General features: G+C 69.5%; 22 protein-coding genes and 1 tRNA gene. 12 read left to right on the top strand and 11 right to left on the bottom strand.

What is annotated here, in order from left to right; translation table 11 throughout:
• Positions 1-5 precede the first annotated feature (5 nt).
• From ampD to ACE3QP_RS07440, 5 genes are all read right to left on the bottom strand, one after another.
• On the bottom strand, positions 6-593 hold the full coding sequence (gene ampD, locus ACE3QP_RS07460; RefSeq protein WP_374434863.1) for a 1,6-anhydro-N-acetylmuramyl-L-alanine amidase AmpD: 588 nt from the start codon (positions 591-593) through the stop codon (positions 6-8).
• Positions 583-2,037 (bottom strand): sigma-54-dependent transcriptional regulator, encoded by a 1,455-nt coding sequence (locus ACE3QP_RS07455; protein ID WP_374434862.1) that lies wholly within the window; start codon positions 2,035-2,037, stop codon positions 583-585. The genes ampD and ACE3QP_RS07455 overlap by 11 nt, the downstream gene beginning before the upstream one ends.
• A 73-nt stretch (positions 2,038-2,110) precedes the next feature.
• Positions 2,111-3,802, bottom strand: a complete 1,692-nt coding sequence (locus ACE3QP_RS07450; protein ID WP_374434861.1) for a PAS domain-containing sensor histidine kinase — start codon at positions 3,800-3,802, stop codon at positions 2,111-2,113.
• Between the two features lie 36 nt (positions 3,803-3,838).
• Positions 3,839-4,075, bottom strand: a complete 237-nt coding sequence (locus ACE3QP_RS07445; RefSeq protein ID WP_374434860.1) for a PP0621 family protein — start codon at positions 4,073-4,075, stop codon at positions 3,839-3,841.
• Between the two features lie 9 nt (positions 4,076-4,084).
• A complete protein-coding gene (locus ACE3QP_RS07440; protein WP_374434859.1) occupies positions 4,085-4,861 on the bottom strand; it encodes an inner membrane protein YpjD in 777 nt (258 codons plus the stop codon).
• Positions 4,862-4,944: 83 nt separating this feature from the next.
• Here ACE3QP_RS07440 and ffh point away from each other — a divergent pair, with 83 nt between their 5' ends.
• Both ffh and ACE3QP_RS07430 read left to right on the top strand, forming a co-directional pair.
• Positions 4,945-6,336, top strand: a complete 1,392-nt coding sequence (gene ffh, locus ACE3QP_RS07435) for a signal recognition particle protein (protein WP_374434858.1) — start codon at positions 4,945-4,947, stop codon at positions 6,334-6,336.
• A gap of 93 nt (positions 6,337-6,429) precedes the next feature.
• On the top strand, positions 6,430-6,900 hold the full coding sequence (locus tag ACE3QP_RS07430) for a DUF2726 domain-containing protein (protein WP_374434857.1): 471 nt from the start codon (positions 6,430-6,432) through the stop codon (positions 6,898-6,900).
• Here ACE3QP_RS07430 and ftsY read toward each other — a convergent pair whose 3' ends face one another.
• Positions 6,901-8,250 (bottom strand): signal recognition particle-docking protein FtsY, encoded by a 1,350-nt coding sequence (gene ftsY, locus ACE3QP_RS07425; protein WP_374434856.1) that lies wholly within the window; start codon positions 8,248-8,250, stop codon positions 6,901-6,903.
• 86 nt (positions 8,251-8,336) lie between these two features.
• On the opposite strand from ftsY, the gene ACE3QP_RS07420 reads away from it, so the two are divergent.
• From ACE3QP_RS07420 to ACE3QP_RS07375, 10 genes are all read left to right on the top strand, one after another.
• Positions 8,337-8,413, top strand: a tRNA-Met gene (locus ACE3QP_RS07420).
• A 74-nt stretch (positions 8,414-8,487) separates the two neighbouring features.
• Positions 8,488-8,868 (top strand): hypothetical protein, encoded by a 381-nt coding sequence (locus ACE3QP_RS07415; RefSeq protein WP_374434855.1) that lies wholly within the window; start codon positions 8,488-8,490, stop codon positions 8,866-8,868.
• Positions 8,865-10,217, top strand: a complete 1,353-nt coding sequence (gene miaB, locus ACE3QP_RS07410; RefSeq protein WP_374434854.1) for a tRNA (N6-isopentenyl adenosine(37)-C2)-methylthiotransferase MiaB — start codon at positions 8,865-8,867, stop codon at positions 10,215-10,217. The genes ACE3QP_RS07415 and miaB overlap by 4 nt, the downstream gene beginning before the upstream one ends.
• Before the next feature lie 32 nt (positions 10,218-10,249).
• Positions 10,250-10,879 (top strand): lysophospholipid acyltransferase family protein, encoded by a 630-nt coding sequence (locus tag ACE3QP_RS07405; RefSeq protein WP_374434853.1) that lies wholly within the window; start codon positions 10,250-10,252, stop codon positions 10,877-10,879.
• Positions 10,876-11,862: a phosphatidate cytidylyltransferase gene (locus ACE3QP_RS07400; RefSeq protein ID WP_374434852.1), complete on the top strand. Its 987-nt coding sequence runs from the start codon at positions 10,876-10,878 to the stop codon at positions 11,860-11,862. Before ACE3QP_RS07405 ends, ACE3QP_RS07400 begins: the two co-directional genes overlap by 4 nt.
• Positions 11,863-11,968: 106 nt before the next feature.
• A complete protein-coding gene (gene ruvC, locus ACE3QP_RS07395; protein WP_374434851.1) occupies positions 11,969-12,517 on the top strand; it encodes a crossover junction endodeoxyribonuclease RuvC in 549 nt (182 codons plus the stop codon).
• Positions 12,518-12,588: 71 nt separating this feature from the next.
• Positions 12,589-14,373 carry an ABC transporter ATP-binding protein gene (locus tag ACE3QP_RS07390; RefSeq protein WP_374434850.1) on the top strand — a complete coding sequence of 595 codons (1,785 nt, stop codon included), beginning with the start codon at positions 12,589-12,591 and terminating at the stop codon, positions 14,371-14,373.
• Positions 14,366-16,156, top strand: coding sequence for an ABC transporter ATP-binding protein (locus tag ACE3QP_RS07385; protein WP_374434849.1), 1,791 nt, complete (start codon positions 14,366-14,368; stop codon positions 16,154-16,156). The genes ACE3QP_RS07390 and ACE3QP_RS07385 overlap by 8 nt, the downstream gene beginning before the upstream one ends.
• Positions 16,157-16,274: 118 nt before the next feature.
• Positions 16,275-16,439, top strand: a complete 165-nt coding sequence (locus tag ACE3QP_RS07380) for a hypothetical protein (protein WP_198112716.1) — start codon at positions 16,275-16,277, stop codon at positions 16,437-16,439.
• A gap of 64 nt (positions 16,440-16,503) precedes the next feature.
• Positions 16,504-18,174 carry an NAD(P)/FAD-dependent oxidoreductase gene (locus ACE3QP_RS07375; RefSeq protein WP_374434848.1) on the top strand — a complete coding sequence of 557 codons (1,671 nt, stop codon included), beginning with the start codon at positions 16,504-16,506 and terminating at the stop codon, positions 18,172-18,174.
• A gap of 38 nt (positions 18,175-18,212) precedes the next feature.
• Here the strand turns inward: ACE3QP_RS07375 and ACE3QP_RS07370 are convergent, their stop codons facing one another.
• The 5 genes from ACE3QP_RS07370 to lpxC form a co-directional block, all read right to left on the bottom strand.
• Positions 18,213-19,889: an MFS transporter gene (locus ACE3QP_RS07370; protein WP_374434847.1), complete on the bottom strand. Its 1,677-nt coding sequence runs from the start codon at positions 19,887-19,889 to the stop codon at positions 18,213-18,215.
• 180 nt (positions 19,890-20,069) lie between these two features.
• Positions 20,070-20,912 carry a hypothetical protein gene (locus ACE3QP_RS07365; RefSeq protein WP_374434845.1) on the bottom strand — a complete coding sequence of 281 codons (843 nt, stop codon included), beginning with the start codon at positions 20,910-20,912 and terminating at the stop codon, positions 20,070-20,072.
• 93 nt (positions 20,913-21,005) lie between these two features.
• Positions 21,006-21,779, bottom strand: coding sequence for a class I SAM-dependent methyltransferase (locus ACE3QP_RS07360; protein WP_374434844.1), 774 nt, complete (start codon positions 21,777-21,779; stop codon positions 21,006-21,008).
• A 3-nt stretch (positions 21,780-21,782) separates the two neighbouring features.
• Positions 21,783-21,965, bottom strand: coding sequence for a hypothetical protein (locus tag ACE3QP_RS07355; RefSeq protein ID WP_374434842.1), 183 nt, complete (start codon positions 21,963-21,965; stop codon positions 21,783-21,785).
• 16 nt (positions 21,966-21,981) lie between these two features.
• Positions 21,982-22,917 carry a UDP-3-O-acyl-N-acetylglucosamine deacetylase gene (gene lpxC, locus ACE3QP_RS07350; protein ID WP_374434841.1) on the bottom strand — a complete coding sequence of 312 codons (936 nt, stop codon included), beginning with the start codon at positions 22,915-22,917 and terminating at the stop codon, positions 21,982-21,984.
• Between the last annotated feature and the right edge of the window lie 186 nt (positions 22,918-23,103).

Raw genomic sequence — 23,103 nt, 5'->3', positions numbered from 1 at the left:
AGGCGCTAGGCAATAAACGGGAAGCGCCCCACGCTCCAGCGCAGGCGCCGCTGCAGCTGCAGCCAGTCAAAGCCCGGGCCGGGGTCGCTCTTGCGGCCGGGCGCCACATGCTCGTGCCCCACCACATGGCGCAGCGGCACCTGGCTGCGCAGGGCGCGCAGCAGGTGCACCAGGGCGCGGTACTGGGCCGGTTCGAACTGCTGGCCCTCCAGGCCTTCCAGTTCGATGCCGACGGAGAAGTCATTGCAGTTCTCGCGGCCCTGGAACTGCGACACCCCGGCATGCCAAGCACGCCGGTCCACGGCCACGAACTGCAGCAGCTCGCCGTCACGCCGCACCAGGAAGTGCGCCGACACCTGGACACCACGCAAGGACTCGAAGCTTGGATGGGCGGCGCAATCCAGACGGTTCAGGAACAGGTCCTCGACCTGCGGGCCGCCGTACTGACCGGCCGGCAGGCTGATCGAGTGCAGCACCACCAGATCGACCGGCACAGCGGGCGGCCGCGGCCCCTGGTTGGGAGAGGGGCAGGCGCGCGCCGCCGACCACCACCCTTCCTGCCAACGGCCCTGCCATCGACCCTCAGCCGGCATCGCGCGCTTCGCAATCGTCCACCTGGATGCCCAGGCGTGCCATGCGGTAGCGCATCTGGCGCAGCGACAGGCCCAGGCGCGCGCCCGCCGCGGTGCGGTTGAAGCGGTACTCGGCCAGGGCGCGCAGCAGCACGCGGCGTTCCACCTCGTCCAGGTACTGGGTCAGATCCAGCGGCAGCCCGGCCTCTTCTTCCGCAGCCGCCGCGGCCGGCTGGCCCAGCGGCGCCAGGCCCCCAAAGGCGGAGTCCTCGCCGGACACGCAGTCCGGCAGGTCCAGGTCCTCGGCCTGCAGCTCGCTGGCGCCCGAAAGCGCCAGCGCGCGGTGCAGCACGTTTTCCAGCTCGCGCACATTGCCAGGGAAGGCGTAGGCCGAGAGCCGCGCCAGCGCGCCCGGGCTCAGGCGCGGCACCGGGTGCACGCCGGCGTCGCGCGCAATGCGCTCCAGCAGGCTGGTGCCGATGTCGGGCAGGTCGGCCAGGCGCTCACGCAGCGGTGGCACGCGGATCTGGATGACGTTGAGCCGGTAGTACAGATCCTGGCGGAAGCGGCCGGCCTGCACCTCGGCGGCCAGGTCCTTGTGCGTGGCACTGAGCAGGCGCAGGTTGACGGGCGTCTCGCTGACCGCACCGACCGGCCGTACCGAGCGCTCCTGGATGGCGCGCAGCAGCTTGCTCTGCATGGCCAGCGGCAGGTCGCCGATCTCGTCGAGGAACAGGGTGCCGCCCTGCGCGGCCTGGAAGAAGCCCTCGCGGTCTTCGCTGGCGCCCGTGAAGGCGCCCTTGCGGTAGCCGAAGAACTCGGCCTCCAACAACTGCTCCGGTATGGCACCGCAGTTGACTGCGATGAAGGGCTGGTTGGCCCGCGTGCCCTCACCATGGATGGCGCGCGCCACCAGTTCCTTGCCGGTGCCCGATTCGCCCTGCAAGAGCACTGGCGCCATCGAGCGCCCGACCTTGCGGATCAGCTCACGCACCTGCTCCATCGCCGGCGAACGCCCGGCCAGGCGCGCCAGCGCACCGCTGCTGCTGCTCGCACGGGGGGCGGCCTCCTCACGCCGCGGCGCCGGGCGACCGGGCTCGCGCCCCAGCGCGGTGGCCACCACGCTGCGGAACTGACGCAGGTCCACCGGCTTGGTCAGGTAGTCGAAGGCGCCGGCCTTCAGGGCCTCGACGGCGTTCTCGGCCGAGCCGTGGGCGGTGATGACGATGGCGCGCTCGTTGCGCCCCTGCTGCTCCAGCCAGGCCAGCAGGTCCAGGCCCGAGCCGTCGGGCAGGCGCATGTCGGTGATGACGACGGCGAAGCGCTCGGACTGCAGCAGCGCCATGGCCTCGGCCACCGTCTCGGCGCTGACCAGGCTGTAGCCCTCGCGCAGCAAGGTCAGCTCGTAGAGCGTGCGCAGGTCGGGCTCGTCATCGACGACGAGCAAGCGGTCATTGGCAGTCATTGGCGGTCATTGGCTTCATGCTCACAGGCGGAGGCCCCCTTGGGGCGGGTGGCGAAGGGCAGGCCAGGGGCCGTCACGCAGGATTCTCGGACTGCAGATGGACTTCGAAGGCGTTGCCGGGCACTTCGTGCAGGGCCATGGCGCGATAGTCGATGCGCGCGCGGTAGCGCTCGCAGAGCTCGCGGCAGATGTAGAGACCCAGGCCCGAGCCGCGGCTGCGGCTGGAATAGAAGGGCTCGAACAGATGGCGTTCAATTTCTGGGCGGATGGCCGGCCCGGGGTTGAAGACGCGCACCAGCGCCCCGCCGGCCTCGGGCTGCACCTGCATGACGATCCAGGGCGAATCGGCCGGCGCATCGGGGGCCTGGGCGGCTTCCTGCGCATGCCGCCAGGCGTTGTCCAGCAAATTGACCAGCACGCGCCGCCAGTGCTCGGCATCAAAGCGCACCGGCAGGGTCTCGTCGGGCAGTTCCAGGCGCAGCGCGCGTCCGGCAAACAGACCCTGCGTGCGCGACCAGTCCTGCGCGATCTCGCGGCTGCTGGCAACGGCATCCAGGCGCACCAGCGCCATGTCGGGCGATGCCGCCAGCACCATCACGTCGTCAACGATGCGCTTGAGCCGCGCCACATTCGCCGCCACCAGATCGGTGAGGCGCTGCGCACCCGGGTCAGGCACATCCTCGGCCAGCAGGGCATTGGCCTGCGAGATGGCCGCCAGCGGGTTGCGGATCTCGTGCGCGATGCCGGCCGACATGCGGCCCATGGCGGCCATGCGCTCCTGGCGCATGCGGGCCATCAGGGTGGCACGGTCTTCCAGCAGCAGCACGCACAGGTCCTCACCGCCTTCCGGCTCCCCACCGGGCGTGAGCCGGCTGCGCACGCGCAGCGTGCGGGCGGGCGCGGCCGGGAAGCCGAGCGTGACCTCGCGCAACTCGGCGCCGGGCGAGCCCGCGAAGGCCAGCTCCACCGTGTCCACCAGGCCGGCCCAGGCTGTTTGATCGGGCAGGGCAAAGGGCGGTGGCTCCACGGGCTCGGCCTGCCCCAGCAGCTTGCGGGCCGCGGGGTTGGCGGTGCGCACCTGCAGGCGGCGATCCACCACGAGCACGCCTTCCTGCATCTCGTCGATGACCAGCTGGTTCAGCGCCGCCTGCTGGCGCGCCAGGGCCTCGCTGCCGCGCGCACTGAGCTGCTCGCGCGCCAAGCGCGCGGCCAGTTCGGCCGTGAGCAGGGCCACGACGAAGTAGCCGCTGCCCGCCACGCCGGCCTGCATGAAGCGCGGGCTCAGCTCGCTGCCGCTGATGTCCGCCCACAGCAAGCCGCCCAGCAGCCCCAGGGTGGCCATGGCCGCCGAGGCGAGCGCGGCACGCCGCGAGGACAGCACACCCGCCGTCATCACCGGCAGGAAGAACAGCGCCGTGACGGGCAGGCCCGTGCCTCCCTGCAGGGCCTGCAGCGCCGTGAAGGTCGCCAGGTCGACGCCGATGCTGGCCCACCAGCGCGGGCTGCTCATGGCCGCCAGGCTGCGGCGGTTGGAGGTCTGGCGCAGGCGTGGCAACACGGCGTGCACCAGCGTCAGCCCCGCATAGAGCGCGCACAGTGCCAGGCTCTCGGAAGGCGCCTGGCCGCCCAGCATCCAGCCGCTGGCCTGCACCAGCAGCAGGGCGACGCCCAGCGCGGCGCGGGCGGCCAGGAAGGCGGCGTACAGACGTGCGAAGCTGCCTTCGAGCAGGCGGGCGGTGCGCAAGGGCGCGGCCGTCGGCTCCATGCCCTCGAGAGGCGGGCTCGGGCGGCTCAAACCGGCTCAGCGCGGCTCGCGCGTTTCGAATTGGTCGCGATGGGCCGCGCTGCAGAAATGCCCACCACGGCCGGGCAGGGCCTGGCTCTCGGGCATGTGCACGCCGCACTCCGCACAGCGGCGCATCACCTCAGGGCCGGGCGCCGGTGCCGGCGGGGGCGGCGCGTCCGCATCGCGCGGCTTCAGCTTGCGCCACGCCAGCCAGAGCAGCCCACCCATGAGCAGAAAAAAGATCAGACGCATCAGCATGGTTCAGACCACCCGGCCCAGCAGGACCTGCAACACAAAGCGCGAGCCCACATAGGCCATCAGCAGCAGGGCCGCGCCCACATAGAGCCAACGGGTGGCCTGGGCACCGCGCCAACCCAGCCAGTGGCGGCCCGCCAGCAGGCCGGCCAGCACGCACCAGGCCAGCAGCGAAAACAAGGTCTTGTGGTCCCAGTGCCAGGGCGCGCCCAGGGCTGCGCCGAGCAGCAGGGCCAGGCCCAGCACCAGCACGCTGGCCGCCACAAATTGAAAGGTCAGGCGCTCCAGACGCAGCAGCGGCAGGCCCACGGGCGCGCCCCCGCTGCCCGGGTGGCGCATCTGGCGCTCGGCCCGGCCCAGCAGCCAGGCATGCAGCACCGCCGTGCCCAGCAGGCCATAGGACACCAGCCCGAGCACCCAGTGCAGCGGCGCCCAGGGCGTGGCGGCTGCATGCAGCTGCCCGGGAAAGACCCAGGCCAGGGCCACCGCCACGGCCGCCAGCATCGCCAGCACGCGGCGCATGAACTGCAGGGGCAGGAAGCGGCTTTCGATCAGCACCACCGCCCAGACCAGCCAGAACATCAGCGACAGCGCCGGCGCAAACCCGAAGCGCGCCCCCGCCGGCAACTGGCCGATGCCCCCCAGATCGAACACCAAGGCCACCGCGTGGGCAGGCCAGGCCAGCCACAGGGCCGGCATCCAGCGTTCACGCTCGGGGCTGGCCCCCCAGGCCGCCAGCGCATAGCCCAGCAAGGCCAGCGCGCTCCATCCAGTCAGCCACATTGAGGAGTTCAGGCTCGCGCCCTCCATAAAATCGTCGTCTTTAGTTTACGGGCGCCCCTTCGCAGGCCCGCGCTCTCACCCCGATGGCTTCCACCCTTGCCGATCGCCTGAGTCGGCTGGTCAAGACGATGCGCGGCCAGGCCCGCATCACCGAAACGAATGTGCAGGAGATGTTGCGCGAGGTGCGCATGGCCCTGCTGGAAGCCGACGTGGCCCTGCCCGTGGTGCGCGACTTCATCAGCCGCGTCAAGGACAAGGCGCTGGGCCAGGAGGTGGTGGGTTCGCTCACGCCGGGTCAGGCCCTGGTGGGCATCGTGCACAAGGAGCTCGCCGCCACCATGGGCGAGCTGGATGACAAGGGCCAGCTCAAGCCGGGCGCCTCGGACATCAATCTGCACACCCAGCCGCCGGCCGTGATCCTGATGGCCGGCCTGCAGGGCGCGGGCAAGACGACCACCACGGCCAAGCTGGCCAAGCACCTGATCGAAAAGCGCAAGAAGAAGGTGCTGACGGTCAGCGGCGACGTCTACCGCCCCGCCGCCATCGAGCAGCTGAAAACGGTGACCAAGCAGGCTGGCGCCGAATGGTTCCCCTCCACGCCGGACCAGAAGCCGCGCGACATCGCGCTGGCCGCGCTGGACCACGCGCGCCGTCACTACTTCGACGTGCTGCTGGTCGACACCGCCGGCCGGCTGGCGATCGACGAAGTGCTGATGGCCGAGATCCGCGAGCTGCACGCCACGCTCAAGCCGGTCGAAACCCTGTTCGTCGTCGACGCCATGCAGGGCCAGGACGCCATCAACACCGCCAAGGCCTTCAAGGAGGCCCTGCCGCTGACCGGCGTCGTACTGACCAAGCTGGACGGCGACTCGCGCGGCGGTGCGGCGCTGTCGGTGCGCGCCATCACCGGCGTGCCAATCAAGTTCGCCGGCGTCAGCGAGAAGATCGACGGCCTGGAGGCCTTCGACGCCGAACGCCACGCCGGTCGCGTGCTCGGCATGGGCGACATCGTGGCCCTCGTCGAGGAGGTGACCAAGGGCGTGGACATGGAGTCGGCCAAGCAATTGGCTGACAAGCTGAAGGCCGGCGACGCCTTCACGCTCGACGACTTCCTGCTGCAGTTGCAGCAGATGAAGAAGATGGGGGGCCTGTCCAGCCTGATGGACAAGCTGCCCACGCAGATCGCCGCCAAGGCCGGTGCGGGCGACATGGAGCGCGCCGAAAAGGACATGCGGCGCATGACCGGGATCATCCATTCGATGACGCCGCTGGAGCGCCGCAAACCCGAGCTCATCAAGGCCACCCGCAAGAAGCGCATCGCCAAGGGCGCAGGCGTGCAGGTGCAGGAAGTGAACCGCCTGCTCAATCAGTACGAGCAGATGCGCGACATGATGAAGAAGATGAAGGGCGGCGGCCTCTTCAAGATGATGAAGAAGTTAGGCGGCATGAAGGGCCTGCCGGGCGGCATGGGGTGAACCCGACCGGGGCAACCCTTCCCATGCCTGCGGGGGGCGCCGTTCACCATTGGTAGCCCCTGCGGGCCGGGCCGCGCCATAGCCTCGCGGCCCATGACCGAAGTACCTCTGCTGCAAAGACTGAGCAACTGGCTGCCGCTGCAACGCAGCCACAAGACCCAGAGCGATGACACCGTGGCCGCGTGGCCACCCGTGCCGGCCCGGCTGCTGAATGCATCCGAACGCCTGGCCCAGGGCCAGCTGCTGCAATCCCTGCCGGATTGCCAGGTTTTCGTGCACCTGCCGCTCGCCCGCCTGGTGCGCGTGCCGAACCGGCGCTCCTACAACGAGTGGCTGTCACGCATCTCCGGCCTGAGCGCCGATTTCGCCGTTTGCGACCGCACCAGCCAGGTCATCGCCTGCGTGCTGCTGTGCCCGCGCGAGGAAAGCCCGCGCGGCAAGCTGCGCCGCGAACGCCTGGCGCGCGTGTTACGCGCCGCCGGGCTGAACGTGCTGGAGTGGCAGCCCGGCTGGGTACCGCACGAGAATGAACTGCGCCAGGCCCTGGGGCTCAGCCCGCTGTGATCAGCTGAGCAGCGCCTGCGCGAACTCGCGCGCGCTGAAGGTCTGCAGGTCTTCGAGCCTCTCGCCCACGCCGATGAAGTAGACCGGCACCGGCCGCTCGCGCGCGATGGCGGCCAGCACGCCCCCCTTGGCCGTGCCGTCGAGCTTGGTGACGATCAGGCCCGTCAGCTGCAGGGCGTCGTCAAAGGCCCTGACCTGGGTGAGCGCGTTCTGACCGGTGTTGCCGTCCACCACCAGCAGCACTTCATGCGGCGCATCGGGCTGCGCCTTGGTGATGACGCGCTTGATCTTCTTCAGCTCTTCCATCAGGTGCAGCTGGGTGGGGAGGCGGCCGGCGGTGTCGGCAATCACCACATCGCAGCCGCGCGCCTTGCCGGCGTTCACGGCGTCGAAGGTCACCGCGGCCGGGTCGCCGCCCTGCTGGCTGACGATGTCCACCCAGCCCGCCCCTTGCACTTGCACGCCGCTGCCGTCGGCGCGCTGTGCCCACACGGCGAGCTGCTCGCGCGCGGCCGCGCGGAAGGTGTCGGCGGCCGCCATCAGCACCTTTTGCTCGGCCTCCAGCAGATGGCGCGTCAGCTTGCCGATGCTGGTGGTCTTGCCGGCGCCATTGACGCCGACGACCATCATCACGGTCGGGTCGTGGCGGCCGATTTCGAGCGGACGCTCCAGCGGCTTGAGCAGCTCGCTCAGGGAATCAACCAGCAGGCCCTTGACCGCCTGCGGCTCGGTGGTGCGCGTCTCGCGCACGCGGCGCTTCAGGTCTTCAAGCAGGAACTCGGTGGCCTTGACGCCGGTGTCGGCCAGCAGCAGGGCCTCCTCCAGCTCCTCGTACAGGGCCTCGTCGATCTTGGTGCGGCTGAACACGCTGGCCAGGCTGCTACCGGTCTTGCGCAGCCCTTCCTTCAGGCGGCTCAGCCAGCTGGCGCGGCTGGGTTCGGGCTTCGACTGGGGGGACTCGACGACCGGCAGCGGAACCGGAATCGGTGCAGGCGCCGACGCCGCAGCAGGGGCCTCTTGAGGAGCCAGCGCGGGCGGCGATACAGGTGCAGGGGCCGCGACAGCGGGCAGTTCGGGCTGGATCACCACAGGCGCAGGCACTGCCACCGGCACCGCGGCGGGTGCAGGCGCGACGGCTGGCGCAGCGGGTTGTGGCGGCACCGGCTCCGCAGCAGGGGGCGCGGGAGATGCTGCTGGGGGGGGCACGACCGGAGCCGCCGGCGCTGGCACCACCATCGCAGGGGCTTCGGGCGCCGGTGTCTTGGCGGGAAATACGTCGGTAAAGCCCACCTCGGTGAAGACGGTGCCGGTTTCGGCGCTGGTGGGCTTTTTCTTGAAGAAGCTGAACATCGGGTATCCGCTGGGACCGCCGAGCCCCGGAAAAAATCTGACGGGGCTTGCGAACTGAAAAATTTTGCCTATACTAGCGGGCTCTTGGCGCTTTAGCTCAGCCGGTTAGAGCGACGGAATCATAATCCGCAGGTCCGGGGTTCGAATCCCTGAAGCGCCACCAAAGAAAATCGCAAAGCCCCGACGGTCTCAGACCGCCGGGGCTTTGTTCCATCACGCAGCCCCTGGATGAACCCCATGAATCGCTGTGCTCTCTTTGCCGCCACCGTATTGGTGGCTGCCGCGCCCGCGCTGGCGCAAACCCATCGCACCTTCACGGCCGAGGCTCTGCGCGGCGACTTCAAGGTCGTGCTCGCACCCGAGGCCCGCCTGAACGGCAAGCCGGCCCTGCTCTCGCCCGGCCATCGCATCTGGGGTGCCGATGGGCACCAAGTGCTGCATGGCGCCATCGTGGGTCAGACCTTTCCGGTGCACTACACGCTGTGGCCGGACGGCATGATCAAGGAGGTCTGGATCCTCAGCGCCACCGAGCGCGCCAACAAGACCTGGCCCACCACGCCCGCCCAGGCCGCGCAATGGCGCTTCGAACCCGGCACGCAGACCTGGAGCAAGCCATGAGCGAAGCTTCCACCAAGAAGGTCTACGTCAAAACCTTCGGCTGCCAGATGAACGAGTACGACTCGGACAAGATGGTGGACGTGATGCGCGAGGCCGAGGGCTACGAGAAGACCGACGACCCCGAGGCCGCGGACCTGATCCTGTTCAACACCTGCTCGGTGCGCGAGAAGGCGCAGGAGAAAGTGTTCAGTGATCTGGGCCGCGTGCGCCATCTGAAGGCCAAGGGCGTGAAGATCGCCGTCGGTGGCTGCGTGGCCTCACAGGAGGGCGCCGCCATCATCGAACGCGCCCCTTACGTGGACGTCGTGTTCGGCCCGCAGACCCTGCACCGCCTGCCCGATCTGCTGGCCCAGCGCGTGGCCGCGGCGCGCCCGCAGGTGGACATCAGCTTCCCCGAAATCGAGAAGTTCGATCACCTGCCGCCCGCCAAGGTCGAGGGCCGCTCGGCCTTCGTCTCCATCATGGAAGGCTGCAGCAAGTACTGCTCCTACTGCGTGGTGCCCTACACGCGCGGCGAGGAGGTCAGCCGGCCCTTCGAGGACGTGCTGGTCGAGGTGGCCGGTCTGGCCGAGCAGGGCGTGATCGAGGTGACCCTGCTGGGCCAGAACGTCAATGCCTACCGCGGCACGATGGGCTCGACCAACGAGATCGCCGACTTCGCCATGCTGCTGGAGTACGTGGCCGAGATTCCTGGCATCCAGCGCATCCGCTACACCACCAGCCATCCGAACGAATTCAGCCAGCGCCTGATCGAGGCCTACGGCAAGATCCCGCAGTTGGTGAACCACCTGCACCTGCCGGTGCAGCATGGCTCGGACCGCATCCTGGCTGCGATGAAGCGGGGCTACAGCGCCATCCAGTTCAAGAGCATCGTGCGCAAGCTGCGCGCCATCCGGCCGGACATCCGCATCGCCTCCGATTTCATCGTCGGCTTCCCCGGCGAGACCGACGAGGACCATGCGCAGACCATGAAGCTGATCGAGGCCGTGGGCTTCGACGCCTCCTTCAGCTTCATCTTCAGCCCGCGCCCCGGCACGCCGGCGGCGAACCTGCCCGACGACACGCCTTATGAAGTGAAGGTCGCGCGCCTGCAGCAGCTGCAGGCGGCGATCGAGGCGCATGCCTTGTCCATTTCCCGGACCCTGGTGGGTACGACACAGAAGGTGCTGGTGGTGGGCAACGCCAAGAAGGACCCGACCGAGCTGATGGGTCGCACCGAGTGCAACCGCATCGTCAACTTCAAGGGCCATGCGCGCCTGATGAACGAGCTGATCGAGCTGCGCATCACCGACGCCTACCCGCATTCGCTGCGTGGCGAGGTGCCGGTGCTGGAGGAAGTCCTCGCCTGATTGCATCGATCGGGCCCGTAGGATGCCGCCCCATGCGGCTAGCCGACCTTATGGGCCCGTTTCTGGGCTTTCTCGCGCGGGCGATCACCGGGGCCCAGGGCCACTGGCTCGGTTGCCCGCCCTCCAACGAACAACGCATCTACATCGCCAACCACCAGAGTCACTTTGATCTGGTGCTGATCTGGGCTGCCCTGCCCAGCGAGCTGCGTGCCAAGACGCGTGCCATTGCCGCGCGCGATTACTGGACCAAGGGCAAGTTCAAGACCTGGCTGACCACCGATGTGTTCAACACGGTGTACGTCAGCCGCACCCGCGCCAATCCGGACGAAGACCCGCTCGAACCCCTGGTGGAAGCGCTGAAGCAGGGCGACTCCCTGATCATCTTTCCCGAGGGCACGCGCTCCAACAAGGGCGAGCCCATGCCCTTCAAGGCCGGCATCTACCACCTGGCCGAGCAATTCCCCGGCGTGCAGATCATCCCGACCTGGATCGACAACGTGCAGCGCGTGATGCCCAAGGGCGAAGTGGTGCCGGTGCCCATCCTCTGCACGGTCACCTTCGGCACGCCGACGCAGATCCAGCCGGGGGAAGAGAAGAAGGCTTTCCTAGAGCGCACACGCGCCGAGGTCACCGCTCTGAAGCCGGGGGGCTGGAAGCAATGAGCGAACTCAAACACTGGTCCCCCGCCGATCAGATCGCCCTGCTCTTCGCCCTGCTGTTCGGCCTGCTGCTGCTGATCACTGCCGGCGGCGTGCTGTACCGGCTGAAGAACCCGGTCGAGGAACTGGCCATCAACCCGCGCAGTGCGCGCGCGCAGTTCCAGCGCGATCTGAACGCCTCCTGGGTGGGCGCACTGCTGTTCTGGCTGGCCTGGATCAGCGGACCGGCCGGCTCCACCATCCTGTTCGGCCTGTTCAGCTTCTTCTGCCTGCGCGAGTTCATCACCCTGCAGCACACCACGCGCAGCGACCACCGCACGCTGATCGCGGCCTTCTTCGTCATCCTGCCGCTGCAGTACATCGTGGTGGCCAACCGCCGCTTCGATCTGTTCACGGTGCTGATCCCGGTCTATGCCTTCCTGGCGATTCCGGTCATCAGCGCGCTCTCGGGCGACCCCAAGCGCTTCCTGGAACGCAACGCCAAGATCCAGTGGGGCATCATGGTCTGCATCTATGGCCTTAGCCATGCACCGGCCCTGCTGCTGCTGGAATTCCCGCGCTACGCCGGCAAGGGCGCTTTCCTGCTGTTCTTCCTGGTCACCGTGGTGTCGGTGGCGCAGATCGTCCAGGAGGTCGTGAGCCGATCGGTGCGCAGCCTGCCCACGGTGCGGGCCATCAGCCGATCCTTCAGCCGGCGCGCCTGGTGGAGCGGTGCGCTGGCCGGCGCCTTCGTCGGCGCCCTGCTCTACTGGGTCACGCCCTTCAAGGCCGGCCAGGCCTTCGTGATGGCGTTCATTGCCGCCGCCTCCGGCACCCTGGGCGCGCTGGTGATGAAGGCGATGAAGCGCGAGGCCGGCATCCACTACTGGGGCAACCGGTCCGGCATCACCGGTGCCGTCGGTCTGCTCGATCGCGTCGCGGCGCTCTGCTTCGCGGCACCGATCTTCTTCCACTCGGTCCGCTGGTATTTCAAGTTGTCGGTATGACCCCCCCCCGAAGCGGCTTCGCCGCCTCCCCCCCAGGGGGGCGCCGCCAGTGGCCTGGCAAAGCCAGTTCCACGGCGGCCGCTTGGTCGTTCTTTGCCTGCCCAGCATGCGCATCCTTGGAATAGACCCCGGCCTGCAATGCACGGGCTTTGGCGTCATCGAGGCCGATGGCCCGCGCCTGGCCTATGTGGCCAGCGGCACCATCAAGACCACGGGCGTGCCCACGGGTGACTTGCCGGCGCGCATCAAGATCCTGTTCGAGGGCGTGCGCGAGGTGGTCGAGACCTACAAACCGGACTGCGCTGCGGTCGAGATCGTGTTCGTCAACGTCAACCCGCAGTCCACCCTGTTGCTGGGCCAGGCACGTGGGGCGGCGCTGGCGGCGCTGACCAGTGGCGGGCTGACGGTGAGCGAATACACCGCGCTGCAGATGAAGAAGGCCGTGGTCGGCCACGGGCACGCGAAGAAGGAGCAGATCCAGGCCATGGTCCAGCACCTGCTCAAGCTGCCCGGCCAGCCCGGCAAGGACGCCGCGGACGCGCTCGGCATCGCCGTCATGCATGCCCATGCCAGCGTCAGCTTCAACGCCATGAGCGCCAAGGGCCAGTTGCAGCGCCGCCAGCACGCCCAGTTCAAGGGCGGCAGAACGTATTGATCCCGAGCGCCATGCGCTGACATCGGCGCCCCCCTAGCATCGCGGGCCCTCGCGCCCCGGCGCCCTTCTCCATGTCCTCTCCCATCCCCAAGACCCTAAGCGGTCTGCTGCGCGGTTTCATCTGGCAGCACCGCCGCGCCTATGCCGCCGCGGCGCTGATGCTCAGCGGCATCACGGTGCTGCTGGTCTGGATTCCGACCCAGGTCGGCCGCATCGTCGATGGCATCGTCAGCGGCCAGCTGAGCGGCGCCGCCTTCCATGAGCAGCTGGCTCTGCTGGCCGGGGTGGGCCTGCTGGTGTACGCGCTGCGCGTGGGCTGGCGCCTGGCGCTCTTTGGTGCGTCGTACCGGCTCGGCCAGCGCCTGCGCGTGCAGCTGTTCGAGCGCCTGGGCCTGCAGGCACCGCTGTTCTTCCAGACCCAGCGCGCCGGCGACCTGATGGCGCTGGCCACCAACGACGTGGACGCGGTGGAGACGGCCAGCGGCGACGCCATGCTGGCCGCCTTCGATGGCACACAGACCTTTGCGCTGGTGATCGCCACGATGCTGATCGCCATCGACTGGCGGCTCGGCCTGGCCGCGCTGCTGCCCTTCCCCTTCATGGCCTGGGCCTTCTGGCGCATCTCCAACCAGGTGCATCACGCCTGGAGCGCTTCGCTCGACGATTTCGGGCGCATGAGCCGACAGGCGCAGCAGTCGCTCACGGCCCTACGCACCGTGCGCTCGATGGGCCTGGCCGCGCAGGAGCAGGCCGCCTTTCAGGGCTGGGCGCAGGCCTCGGGCCAAGCCGCCTTTCGCGCGCAGCGCTGGGAAGCCGCCTACGAACCGGCGGTAGGCATCGCACTGAGCACGGCCACCGTGGCCGCGCTCGGGGTGGGCAGTTGGCTGATCGCGCGCAACGAGCTGACCGTGGGCCAGCTCACCGCCTTCATCCTCCTGCTGGACCGGCTGATCTGGCCGATGTTCGCCGCTGGCTGGGTGCTCTCGCTGCTGGAACGCGGTCGAGCCGGCTGGGCGCGCCTGGCGCCGGTGCTGCAGTCCGAGGCCACGCGCAGCGATACCGGTGCACGCGAGCCCGTGCAGCGCGCCGAGCTGAAGGTGCAAGACCTGCGCTTCGGCTACGAGGCCGCGCAGCCGGTGCTGCAGGGGCTGGATTTGCGCCTGCAGCCGGGCCGCATGCTGGCCATCGTTGGCCCCACCGGCTCGGGCAAGACCACCCTGTTGCGCCTGCTGCTGCGCCAATGGGAGCCCGACGCTGGGCGCATCGAACTGGACGGCGCGGCCCTGCCCGAATGGACGCGCCACGCGCTCAGCCAGGCCATTGCCTGGGTGCCGCAGGAGCCCTTTCTGTTTTCATCGAGCGTGGCCGAGAACATCGCGCTGGCGCGGGCCGGCGCCACCCCTGCCGAGGTGGAAGCCGCCGCCCGCGCTGCCGCCCTGCACGAGGATTTGCTGCGCCTGCCGCAGGGCTATGCCACCCTGGTGGGCGAGAAGGGCGTCTCGCTCTCAGGCGGCCAGCGCCAGCGCGTGGCGATTGCGCGCGCCCTGCTGAGCGATGCCCCACTGACTCTGCTGGACGACGCGCTCTCGGCCGTCGACACGGGTACCGAAGCGCGCATCCTGCAGGCCCTGCGCGAACGCCGCCGCAGCCGGCCCGAGTGCGCGCTGGTGCTGGTGACGCACCGCCTCTCGGCCGCGCTGGAGGCCGACGAGATTCTGGTGCTGCGCGAGGGCCGCATCAGCGAGCGCGGCCGCCATGCCGACTTGCTGGCGCGAGGCGGCTGGTACGCCACGCAGTGGCAGACCCAGCAGCTTGAGGCCTCGCTGGAAGAGGACGAGGAGCACGGCGATGCATGAGGAAGTCCGCGCCCAGGACGTCGCGCGCTCCAGCCTGCGCGACGCCGCGCGCCTGCTCTGGACCATGGCGCGGCCGGAGCGGCGCCAGGTCTTCATCGGCACCGCCTGGCTGGTGGTGGCGGCCGGGCTGGAAGCGATCGGGCCCATCCTGGCCAAGCGGCTGATCGACGAGCATCTACTGCCGCGCCAGTTCGAGCCCTTGGGCCTGATGGTGGCGCTGCTGGCGGCGATCTGGCTCAGTGGCCTGGCGGCCAGCGGCACGCGCTACCTGCAGCTCACGCGCATGGCCGGGGTGGCGCAAAAGGCTGTGCTGCGCCTGCGCGAGCAGGTGTTCCAGCATGTGCTGGCGCTGCCCATGGCCTACTTCGACAAGCAGATCACCGGAGCCCTGGTCAGCCGCGTCACCAACGACACCGAGTCCGTCAACCAGCTCTACCGCCAGGTGCTGTACATGATGCTGGATTCGAGCATCGTCGTCGCCGGCACCCTGGTGGCGATGGCCTTTCTGGACTGGCGCCTGATGCTCATCATCGCCACCCTGGTGCCCGCCATGGTCCTGGTGATCTGGGCCTACCAGCGACTCTCGGCCCCGGCGGTGGCGCAGGCGCGCGCGCTGAAGAGCGACATCAACGCGCAGATCGCCGAGAACCTCGGCGGCCTGGCGGTGCTGCAGGCCAGCGGCGCGCTGGGGCGCTTCCAGGCCCGCTTTGCCAATCACAACGACCAGCACTACCGCGCCCGCATGAAGGAAATGCTTGCCAACGCCTGGCTGCTGCGCCCGGCCTTGGACCTGTTGAACGTGCTGCTGATGGTGGCGCTGATCTACGGCTATGCGCAGCAGCGCGAGATCAGCGGCACGGCGGTCGGACTTCAGGTCGGCCTGCTCTACGCCTTCCTCAGCTACCTCACAAGGGTGGTGGAGCCGCTGATCCAGATCACCCTGCAGTTCGGCCAGCTGCAGCAGGCCCTGGTGGCCGCGGCGCGTGTGGGCGTGCTGCTGCAGGAGGCGCGCGCCCCCCTGCCCGCCCCCGGCGGGCCCGGTATCGAGCGGGGAGAGATCCGCATCGAGCAGTTGCGCGCCGGCTATGGCGAGGGCGCCGACGTGCTGCACCCCTTCGACCTGACGCTGCCGGCTGGCAGCTTCGTTGGCCTGGTGGGCCACACCGGCAGCGGCAAGAGCACGCTGCTGGCCCTGTTGCTGCGTTTCTATGCGCCGCGCGCCGGGCGCATCCTGATCGACGGCCAGCCGCTGGAGACCCTGGACGAAGCGCGGCTGCGCCAGGACCTGGCCCTCGTGCCGCAAGAGCCGCAACTGCTCTCGGCCAGCGCCTGGGACAACCTGCGCATGGGGCGCGCGCACCTGAGCGACGCCACGCTGCAGGAAGCCGCCCGCCAGGCCCGCCTGCACGAGATGCTGCTGGCCCTGCCCCAGGGCTACGACACCCTGCTGGGCGAAGGCGGCGTGCAGCTGTCCACCGGCCAGAAGCAGCTGCTGGCCATGGCCCGGGCGCTGGCCGGCTCGCCCAAGATCCTGCTGCTGGACGAAGCCACGGCAAACATCGACAGCGGCACCGAGGCCCTGCTGGGCGAGGCCCTGAGCGCCCTGCGCGGCCGCATCACCGTGATCGCGGTGGCGCACCGGCTCTCCACCATCCGCGCCGCCGACCCCATCCTGGTGCTGCACCACGGCCATCTGGTCGAGCGTGGCACGCATGATGAGCTGATGGCGATCCCCGGCGGCGTATACCAGCGCCTGGTGCAGCTGCAGCAGCTGGCCGAATGAGCGTCTGCAAGCTCATCGCCTAAACTCCGCCTCGGCCTGCGCGCAACGCGCGGGCGCTGGGCCGAATGCCGTTGTGGACTTCTGGCTGTCAAAACTCCATTTTTCTGAAAGCCACACCATGGGCAACAAGATCCGTACCGAAGCCGACCGCAAGGCCACCCCGCGCCCCGCCACCCCCGCCGGCGTGACCTTCACCACCGCGCGCGGCCAGAAGCGCAGCCAGGAACGTGGCTCGCACACCCGCAGCAAGAAGAACCCGGGCAAGCGCCCGCACCAAGGCTAAGAGCCCCCGGCTCCTGAGTCCGAACGGCGCCTCCTGGCGCCGTAGTTTTTTCCGCTTTGCCACCATGCTTCGAATCACCGACCTGCGCCTGCCGCTGAACCACACCGAGGAGCAACTGCAGGCCGCCGTGCTGCAGCGCCTGGGTCTGAAGCCGGGCCAGGCGGCCGAGCTGCTGGGCTTCACCGTCTACAAGCGCGCGCACGACGCGCGCAAGAAGACGGCCATGCAGCTGATCTACACGCTGGATTGCGAGCTGGCCTCGGCCGCGCGCGAGGCCCAGCTGCTGGCCGGTGGCGACCCGCATCTGCGCCCCAGCCCGGACACGCGCTACCGCGTGGTGGGCAGCGCACCGGCCGACTTCTACGCCCAGCCCAGCCGGCACCGCCCGGTGGTGGTGGGCTTCGGCCCCTGCGGCCTGTTCGCGGCGCTGATCCTGGCGCAGATGGGCCTGCGCCCGCTCGTGCTGGAGCGCGGCCGCGCGGTGCGCGAGCGCACCAAGGACACCTGGGGCCTGTGGCGCCAGGGCGTGCTCAAGCCCGAAAGCAATGTGCAGTTCGGCGAGGGCGGTGCCGGCACCTTCTCGGACGGCAAGCTCTACAGCCAGATCTCCGACCCGCGCTTCCTGACCCGCAAGGTGCTGACCGAGTTCGTCAAGGCCGGCGCGCCGGAAGAGATCCTGTTCGTCAGCAAGCCGCACATCGGCACCTTCCGCCTGGTCAGCATGATCGAGAAGATGCGCGCCGACATCGAGGCCCTGGGCGGCGAGATCCGCTTCGGCCAGAAGGTGACCGATCTGCTGATCGAGGACGGCGCCGTGCGTGGCCTCACCCTCGAATCGGGCGAGCAAATCCGCACCGATCACGTCGTGCTGGCGCTGGGCCACAGCGCGCGCGACACCTTCACGATGCTGCACGGGCGCGGCGTCTACATGGAGGCCAAGCCCTTCTCGATCGGCTACCGCATCGAGCACCCGCAGAGCCTGATCGACGCGGCGCGCTTCGGCCCCAATGCCGGCAATCCGCTGCTCGGCGCGGCCGACTACAAGCTGGTCCACCACGCCAAGAACGGCCGCTCGGTCTACAGCTTCTGTATGTGCCCGGGCGGCACCGTGGTGGCCGCCACCTCCGAGCTGGAACGCGTGGTCACCAATGGCATGAGCCAGTACTCGCGCGCCGAACGCAATGCCAATGCCGGCATCGTCGTCGGCATCAACCCGCAGGACTACCGCCAGGACGGCAAGACCGAGGGCCCGGTCAACCCGCTGGACGGCATGGCCTTCCAGCGCATCTGGGAGTCGCGCGCCTACGAGCTAGGCGGCGGCGGCTACCGCGCGCCGGGCGGCCTGGTGGGCGACTTCCTCAAGCGCCAGCCCTCCACCGTGCTGGGCGAGGTCGAGCCCTCGTACAAGCCCGGCATCACGCTGACGAACCTGGCCGAAAAGGGCCGCGGCAGCCTGCCGGATTACGTGCTCGAAGCCATCCGCGAGGCCCTACCCGCCTTCGGCCGCCAGATCCGCGGCTTCGACCGCCCGGACGCCGTGCTGACCGGGGTCGAGACCCGTACCTCCTCGCCGCTGCGCATTACGCGCGGCAAGGACTATCAGAGTCTGAATGTGCGTGGGTTGTATCCGGCCGGTGAGGGCGCCGGGTATGCGGGCGGCATCATGTCCGCCGGGGTCGATGGCATCGAAGTGGCCGAGGCGCTGGGGCGGGTGATGCTGGGCTTGGGCGGCTAAGCCCTCCGATCGCAGCACCCAACTTCGGTCGTCGATCGCTACGCCGCTTGGGGCGCCAGGCCCTGCCAGCTCCGCACCCCCAAGCCCAGCAGCAGCAGGCCCGCGGCCATCGGCACGCCCAGGCTCAGGGCCCGCAGGGCTTCCACCGGCCAGGCTGCGTCCATTTCCGGCAGCCAGCGCCGGGCCGGCAGGGCCAGCAGCAGCGGCGCCAGCCAGACCACCAGGCGGCGGGCGCGGCCCAGCTCGGCGCGGCCGGCCAGCAGGAACAGCGCCGAGGCCACGAAGACCAGGGTGAAGACGGTGTGCAGCAGCGGCTGGGCCTTGCCGAACTGCGGCATCTGCAGGCTGCAGGGCAGCCAGGCCAGGCAAAGCAGGCCCAGGGCCAGGGCGCAGCGGCGGGCGCGGGGTTCGGCGCGGCCATCGTGCACCAGGCCGGGCTGGGCACGCAAGGCCGGCAGCAGGGCCAGGCAGAGCAAGCCGGTCAGCGCGTCCAGCATCAGGGTGACGGGGTAGCCGAGCAGCTCGGTGGCCAGGCCCAGCCAGTTGGATGAAAAGGCGATGGCCAGGTTCATCAGCGCCATGTAGGCGGTGAACTGGGTGGCGGCCAGACGCGGGTTGGTCACGTCCATGAAGAGCGCGGCGCGGGTGCCGTACATCAGGCCCTGGAAGACCGAGTAGCCCATCGAGGCAATCCACAGCGCCAGCTGCAGAGCCGGCTGGGGTGAGGGCGTGGCACTGGGCCAGATGTAGCCGGCCTGCTGCAGCGCCCAGGCCAGGTAGAGCGTGGGCGGCGCCATGCCGAGGATGTAGACCGCGAGGGTGCCGCGCCGGCCCAGGCGGTCACCCAGATAACCACCCAGCACCATGAAGGCCGCCATCACCACCTGGGTGGCCAGGCTGAGCCAGCCGATCTGGGTGTCGTCCATGCCCAGCTCCACCGCCAAGTTCGACTGCAGGGCCAGGCCCAGGGCCATGGCGCCCACCGGCAGCAGGGCGAAGCCCAGCGCGGCAAAGGCGCCGCGCGTGCCCAGGAAGGCGCGGAAGGCATCGCCGGCAAAGCGCTGCATCTCGCGCCCGGCGCTGCGCCAGCCGGCGGGCGGCGGGGCATCCAGCAGGCCGGGCGCCTCGCGCATGGGCCACACCACGCCGGCCGTCACGGCAAGGATCGCGGCGGCGACGAACACGAAGGTGAAGCTGAAGCCGGTCCAGCCGCTCAGGAACAGCACGCCGCTGCCGCCCAGCGCCGTGCCCAGGGCGGCGCCGGCAAACATCAGGCCATTGCCCAGGCCGCGTTCCTCGGGCTGCAAGGTGGTGCAGGCCAGGGAGTCGATCGCCACGTCCTGCAGCGCGCCGAAGGCGTTGTGCACCAGCAGGATGGCGGTGAACAGGCCCAGGCCCGTCGGCAGGGGCACGGCCATCAGTGCCAGCAGGGTCAACGCCATCATCAGCTGGGTGCCGAGGATCCAGGCGCGGCGGTGGCCGAAGCGCGTCGAGCGGAACACGTCCACCATCGGCCCGAAGGCCCATTTGAACGCCCAGGGCAGGTAGAAGGAGGCAACGAAGGCGCCGATCTCGGCCGGGCCCACGCCGTAGCGGCGCAGCTGGGTGGCCACGGCCGTGGCAGCGAAGCCCAGCGGAATGCCTTCGGTGACGTAGAGCAGGAAGAAGGCCAGCAGCCGGCCGTGGCGGCTGGCGAGCAGATTGGGAAGGCGCATGAGGGGGCCCCGAGGAAAGCCGAGCGGGGCGCGATTCTGGGCAGCGCCAGAGGCCCGGGCGGGCGGCTTCGGATCGCCCCGCTACGCGATCGGACGAGGGAACCTTCTCATTGGATCCAATATGCAGCAATCAGCAATGAACGCGCGGAGAACCCTACAGACAGGCCGCTCGCGAGCAGCTCACTCCTGCCAGAACTGCGCCCCCATGCGCTGGCGCAGCGCCTGCAGCTGGCGCTGGCCTTCTTCGTCCAGCCAGGCCTCGTACAGGCCCTGGAGGCGCTCGCGCACGCCCGGCTGCTGCAGCAGGGCGTCGATGGCCTGGGCCGCGCGTTCGCCCGCCGGATTGCGCGAGCAGGCGGTGTAGGAGAGCTGCGTGTCGTCCAACTCCTGCAGCGGCCGCCACACCAGCTCGGCGCCCAGCTCGGGCTGCTGCAAGGCGAAGTGGCGCAGCTCGAAGCCGTAGACCAGTACGGCGTCGACGCCATGGCCGCGCGCCAGCATGGCCAGTACGGCCTGGTTGGACTGGCTGAGGATGAAGCGCTGGCGCTGGGCTTCATGGCGCTCCAGCAGGGCATCCACGCGCGGCCCGTAGGCGCGGTAGCCCACCACGCCGAAGCGCAGGCCCTGGGCGAGCAGTTGCTGCAGCGCCAGCGGTCCAGGCCCGCTGCGCAGCGCCTGCTCGCGCCGCAGCACCACCCCGGCCGGCAGGAAGCGAAACAGGGGCTGGGTGTAGCGGTAGCGCTGCGCGCGCTGCGGCGTTTTGCTCATGGCCGGGCTGCAGACGGCGACGTCGGTGCGCGTCAGCTCGATGTCGAGCCGGTTGGGTGAGGCCTGCAGTTGCTCATGCCGAAACTGCGGCAGGCCGGGCTGCAGCACCTCGACAATCATGCGGTCCACATAGCCCTGGCCTTTCAAGGGCCCGGCCGCGATGGCCATCGGCGCATAGGGTGAACCGGCCCACACCAGGCGCTCCGCGGCCCAGGCCGGCAGCGTGCAGGCCAAGGTCAATAGGGCCAGCAGCATCCGGCTGGCCCTGCTGCGGGGGCCGGCAGGGCATGTTTCCATGGGTAGGGCGATGGTGACACGCGCCCTTGGCCACCCGGCCTCGGGCTCGCCCTAGCCCGGCTTGATGGCCCGCGTAGCGATGCAGATCGGCGCGTGGCGGCTGTAGAGCCAGCTGTCGTCGAACCAGTGGTCCTCGAACAAGCCGGCCAGCAGGAAGCCGGCCTGCAGCTGGCCACCGATCAGGGTGTCGAGCGAGTGGCTGAACTCCAGCGGCTGGCCCTGCGCACGCCGGCGTGCCTGCTCGGCGGGCAGCTCCAGCTCCGAGTAGGGCAGGCGATAAGCCACGCGCAGCTCGCCGCTGGCATCGGCCTGCTGGTGGTCGAACAGGTAGACGGCCGGGTTCATGAACCCGGCCAGCAGCACACCACCCGGGCGCAATACGCGCCAGCATTCGCGCCAGACCGGCAGCACATCCGGCACGAAGCAGTTCGAAGCGGGGTGGAAGACGAGGTCGAAGCTGGCGTCGGCCAGGGCGCTGAGTTCGCGCATATCGCCCTGCACGCAGCGCAGCGGCAGCCCGGCGCGCCTGCACACCTCGGCGTCCAGGCCGAGCTGGCCTTCGGAGAAATCGAAGCTGGTGACGCGCGCGCCGGCGGCGGCAAAGAGCGGCATCTGCTGGCCGCCGCCCGAGGCCAGCCCGAGCAGGTCGCGGCCGGCGATGTCGCCGAACCACTCGCGCGGCACCGGCAGCTTGGGGGTCAGGTGCACCTGCCAATCGCCCGCGCGGGCGCGCGCCAGCGCAGCCTCGTCCACCGGCGTGGACCAGGGTCCGCCCGCGGCGGCATCGGCGTTCCAGGCCTGACGGTTGTGCTGCAGCCAGTCCACGACTCAGCCACCCAGGGTTCGGTCGGCGATCAGCACGGCGAAAAAGCCCAGTGCGGCGACCAGCGTCCATTTGAGGATCAGCACCCCCAGGCGCTGCCAGCGCGACTCGCGCTTCACCAGCGCGAGGCCGAAGCAGACCAGGGCGGCCAGCAGCAGCAGGCCGAAGACGATGCGAAAACCCATCATGCGGAGTGCACCGGCTTCACCAGGCTGGTGCCAGCTCGGCAAAGCCGGTTGGTGCCTGGGCCGGGTCCTGGAACTCGACGTAGTCGTAGGCCGTGGGGTCGGCCAGCAGCGCACGCAGCAGCTCGTTGTTCAGCGCGTGGCCACCCTTGAAGCTGGTGTAGGCCGCCAGCAGCGGGTGGCCTGCCACCTGCATGTCGCCGATGGCGTCGAGGATCTTGTGCTTGACGAACTCGTCGTCGTAGCGCAGCCCTTCCGCATTCAGCACCTTGTCGTCGTCGACCACGATGGCGTTGTCCATGTTGCCGCCCAACGTCAGGCCGCGCGAGCGCATCAGCTCGATGTCGCTGGTCATGCCGAAGGTGCGGGCACGGGCGATCTCGCGCTTGTAGGCGTGCGAGCCCATGTCGAAGGTGTAGCGGCTGCCGGTGGCGGCCACGGCGGGGTTGTCGAACTCGATCTCGAAGCTGAGCGTGTAGCCGTGCAGGGGCTCCAGACGCGCCCACATCAGCCGCTTGCCCTCGCCGCGGCGCACCTCTACGGGCTTCTTCACGCGCAGAAAGCGCTTGGGCGCGTCCTGCAATTCGATACCGGCCGACTGCAGCAGGAACACGAAGCTCGCCGCGGAGCCATCGAGGATGGGCACCTCGTCGGCGCTGATGTCGATGCGCAGGTTGTCCAGGCCCAGCCCGGCGCAGGCCGAGAGCAGGTGCTCAATGGTCTGCACCTTGGGCGCGCCGGGGTCGCCACCTGGGCTGATGGTGGTGGCCATGCGGGTGTCGCACACGGCCTGCGGGTTCACCGGAATGTCGACCGGCTGCGCCAGATCGGTGCGACGGAACACGATGCCCGTGTTGACGGGCGCGGGCCGCAATACCAACTCGACCTTGCGCCCGCTGTGGATGCCCACGCCGACGGCGCGGGTCATGGATTTCAAAGTGCGTTGAGCCAGCATGGGCGGGATTGTCCGAGCCGCCAAGCAAAAAGGCCCGCGCCGGAGGCGAAGGCCTTTTGAAGTGAGAGATTGAAATCTCCAATGCGGTTCGCTGAGTGGGGTGGCAAGCGTAGCGAGCGGCCCGAGCTTGCGGCGAAGCGCGCAGCCGTACTGGCGTACGGCGAGCACTGCAGGCGCAAGATCGGT

This window comes from Inhella sp. (assembly GCF_041912635.1).
GTDB lineage: Bacteria > Pseudomonadota > Gammaproteobacteria > Burkholderiales > Burkholderiaceae_C > Inhella.
This window is presented reverse-complemented; position numbering and strand designations above follow the sequence as displayed.

What these genes read in the sequence shown, in the direction of transcription:
- ACE3QP_RS07445 (WP_374434860.1), bottom strand. Translation starts at nt 4,075, where the DNA reads ATGCGTCTGATCTTTTTTCTGCTCATGGGTGGGCTGCTCTGGCTGGCG.
- ACE3QP_RS07355 (WP_374434842.1), bottom strand. Translation starts at nt 21,965, where the DNA reads ATGATGGGTTTTCGCATCGTCTTCGGCCTGCTGCTGCTGGCCGCCCTG.
- ACE3QP_RS07385 (WP_374434849.1), top strand. Translation starts at nt 14,366, where the DNA reads ATGCATGAGGAAGTCCGCGCCCAGGACGTCGCGCGCTCCAGCCTGCGC.
- ACE3QP_RS07440 (WP_374434859.1), bottom strand. Translation starts at nt 4,861, where the DNA reads ATGTGGCTGACTGGATGGAGCGCGCTGGCCTTGCTGGGCTATGCGCTG.
- ampD (WP_374434863.1), bottom strand. Translation starts at nt 593, where the DNA reads ATGCCGGCTGAGGGTCGATGGCAGGGCCGTTGGCAGGAAGGGTGGTGG.
- ACE3QP_RS07390 (WP_374434850.1), top strand. Translation starts at nt 12,589, where the DNA reads ATGTCCTCTCCCATCCCCAAGACCCTAAGCGGTCTGCTGCGCGGTTTC.
- ACE3QP_RS07415 (WP_374434855.1), top strand. Translation starts at nt 8,488, where the DNA reads ATGAATCGCTGTGCTCTCTTTGCCGCCACCGTATTGGTGGCTGCCGCG.
- ACE3QP_RS07430 (WP_374434857.1), top strand. Translation starts at nt 6,430, where the DNA reads ATGACCGAAGTACCTCTGCTGCAAAGACTGAGCAACTGGCTGCCGCTG.
- ACE3QP_RS07450 (WP_374434861.1), bottom strand. Translation starts at nt 3,802, where the DNA reads ATGGAGCCGACGGCCGCGCCCTTGCGCACCGCCCGCCTGCTCGAAGGC.
- ffh (WP_374434858.1), top strand. Translation starts at nt 4,945, where the DNA reads ATGGCTTCCACCCTTGCCGATCGCCTGAGTCGGCTGGTCAAGACGATG.
- ftsY (WP_374434856.1), bottom strand. Translation starts at nt 8,250, where the DNA reads ATGTTCAGCTTCTTCAAGAAAAAGCCCACCAGCGCCGAAACCGGCACC.
- ACE3QP_RS07400 (WP_374434852.1), top strand. Translation starts at nt 10,876, where the DNA reads ATGAGCGAACTCAAACACTGGTCCCCCGCCGATCAGATCGCCCTGCTC.
- ACE3QP_RS07405 (WP_374434853.1), top strand. Translation starts at nt 10,250, where the DNA reads ATGCGGCTAGCCGACCTTATGGGCCCGTTTCTGGGCTTTCTCGCGCGG.
- ruvC (WP_374434851.1), top strand. Translation starts at nt 11,969, where the DNA reads ATGCGCATCCTTGGAATAGACCCCGGCCTGCAATGCACGGGCTTTGGC.
- ACE3QP_RS07375 (WP_374434848.1), top strand. Translation starts at nt 16,504, where the DNA reads ATGCTTCGAATCACCGACCTGCGCCTGCCGCTGAACCACACCGAGGAG.
- ACE3QP_RS07455 (WP_374434862.1), bottom strand. Translation starts at nt 2,037, where the DNA reads ATGACTGCCAATGACCGCTTGCTCGTCGTCGATGACGAGCCCGACCTG.
- ACE3QP_RS07365 (WP_374434845.1), bottom strand. Translation starts at nt 20,912, where the DNA reads ATGCTGCTGGCCCTATTGACCTTGGCCTGCACGCTGCCGGCCTGGGCC.
- lpxC (WP_374434841.1), bottom strand. Translation starts at nt 22,917, where the DNA reads ATGCTGGCTCAACGCACTTTGAAATCCATGACCCGCGCCGTCGGCGTG.
- ACE3QP_RS07380 (WP_198112716.1), top strand. Translation starts at nt 16,275, where the DNA reads ATGGGCAACAAGATCCGTACCGAAGCCGACCGCAAGGCCACCCCGCGC.
- ACE3QP_RS07370 (WP_374434847.1), bottom strand. Translation starts at nt 19,889, where the DNA reads ATGCGCCTTCCCAATCTGCTCGCCAGCCGCCACGGCCGGCTGCTGGCC.
- miaB (WP_374434854.1), top strand. Translation starts at nt 8,865, where the DNA reads ATGAGCGAAGCTTCCACCAAGAAGGTCTACGTCAAAACCTTCGGCTGC.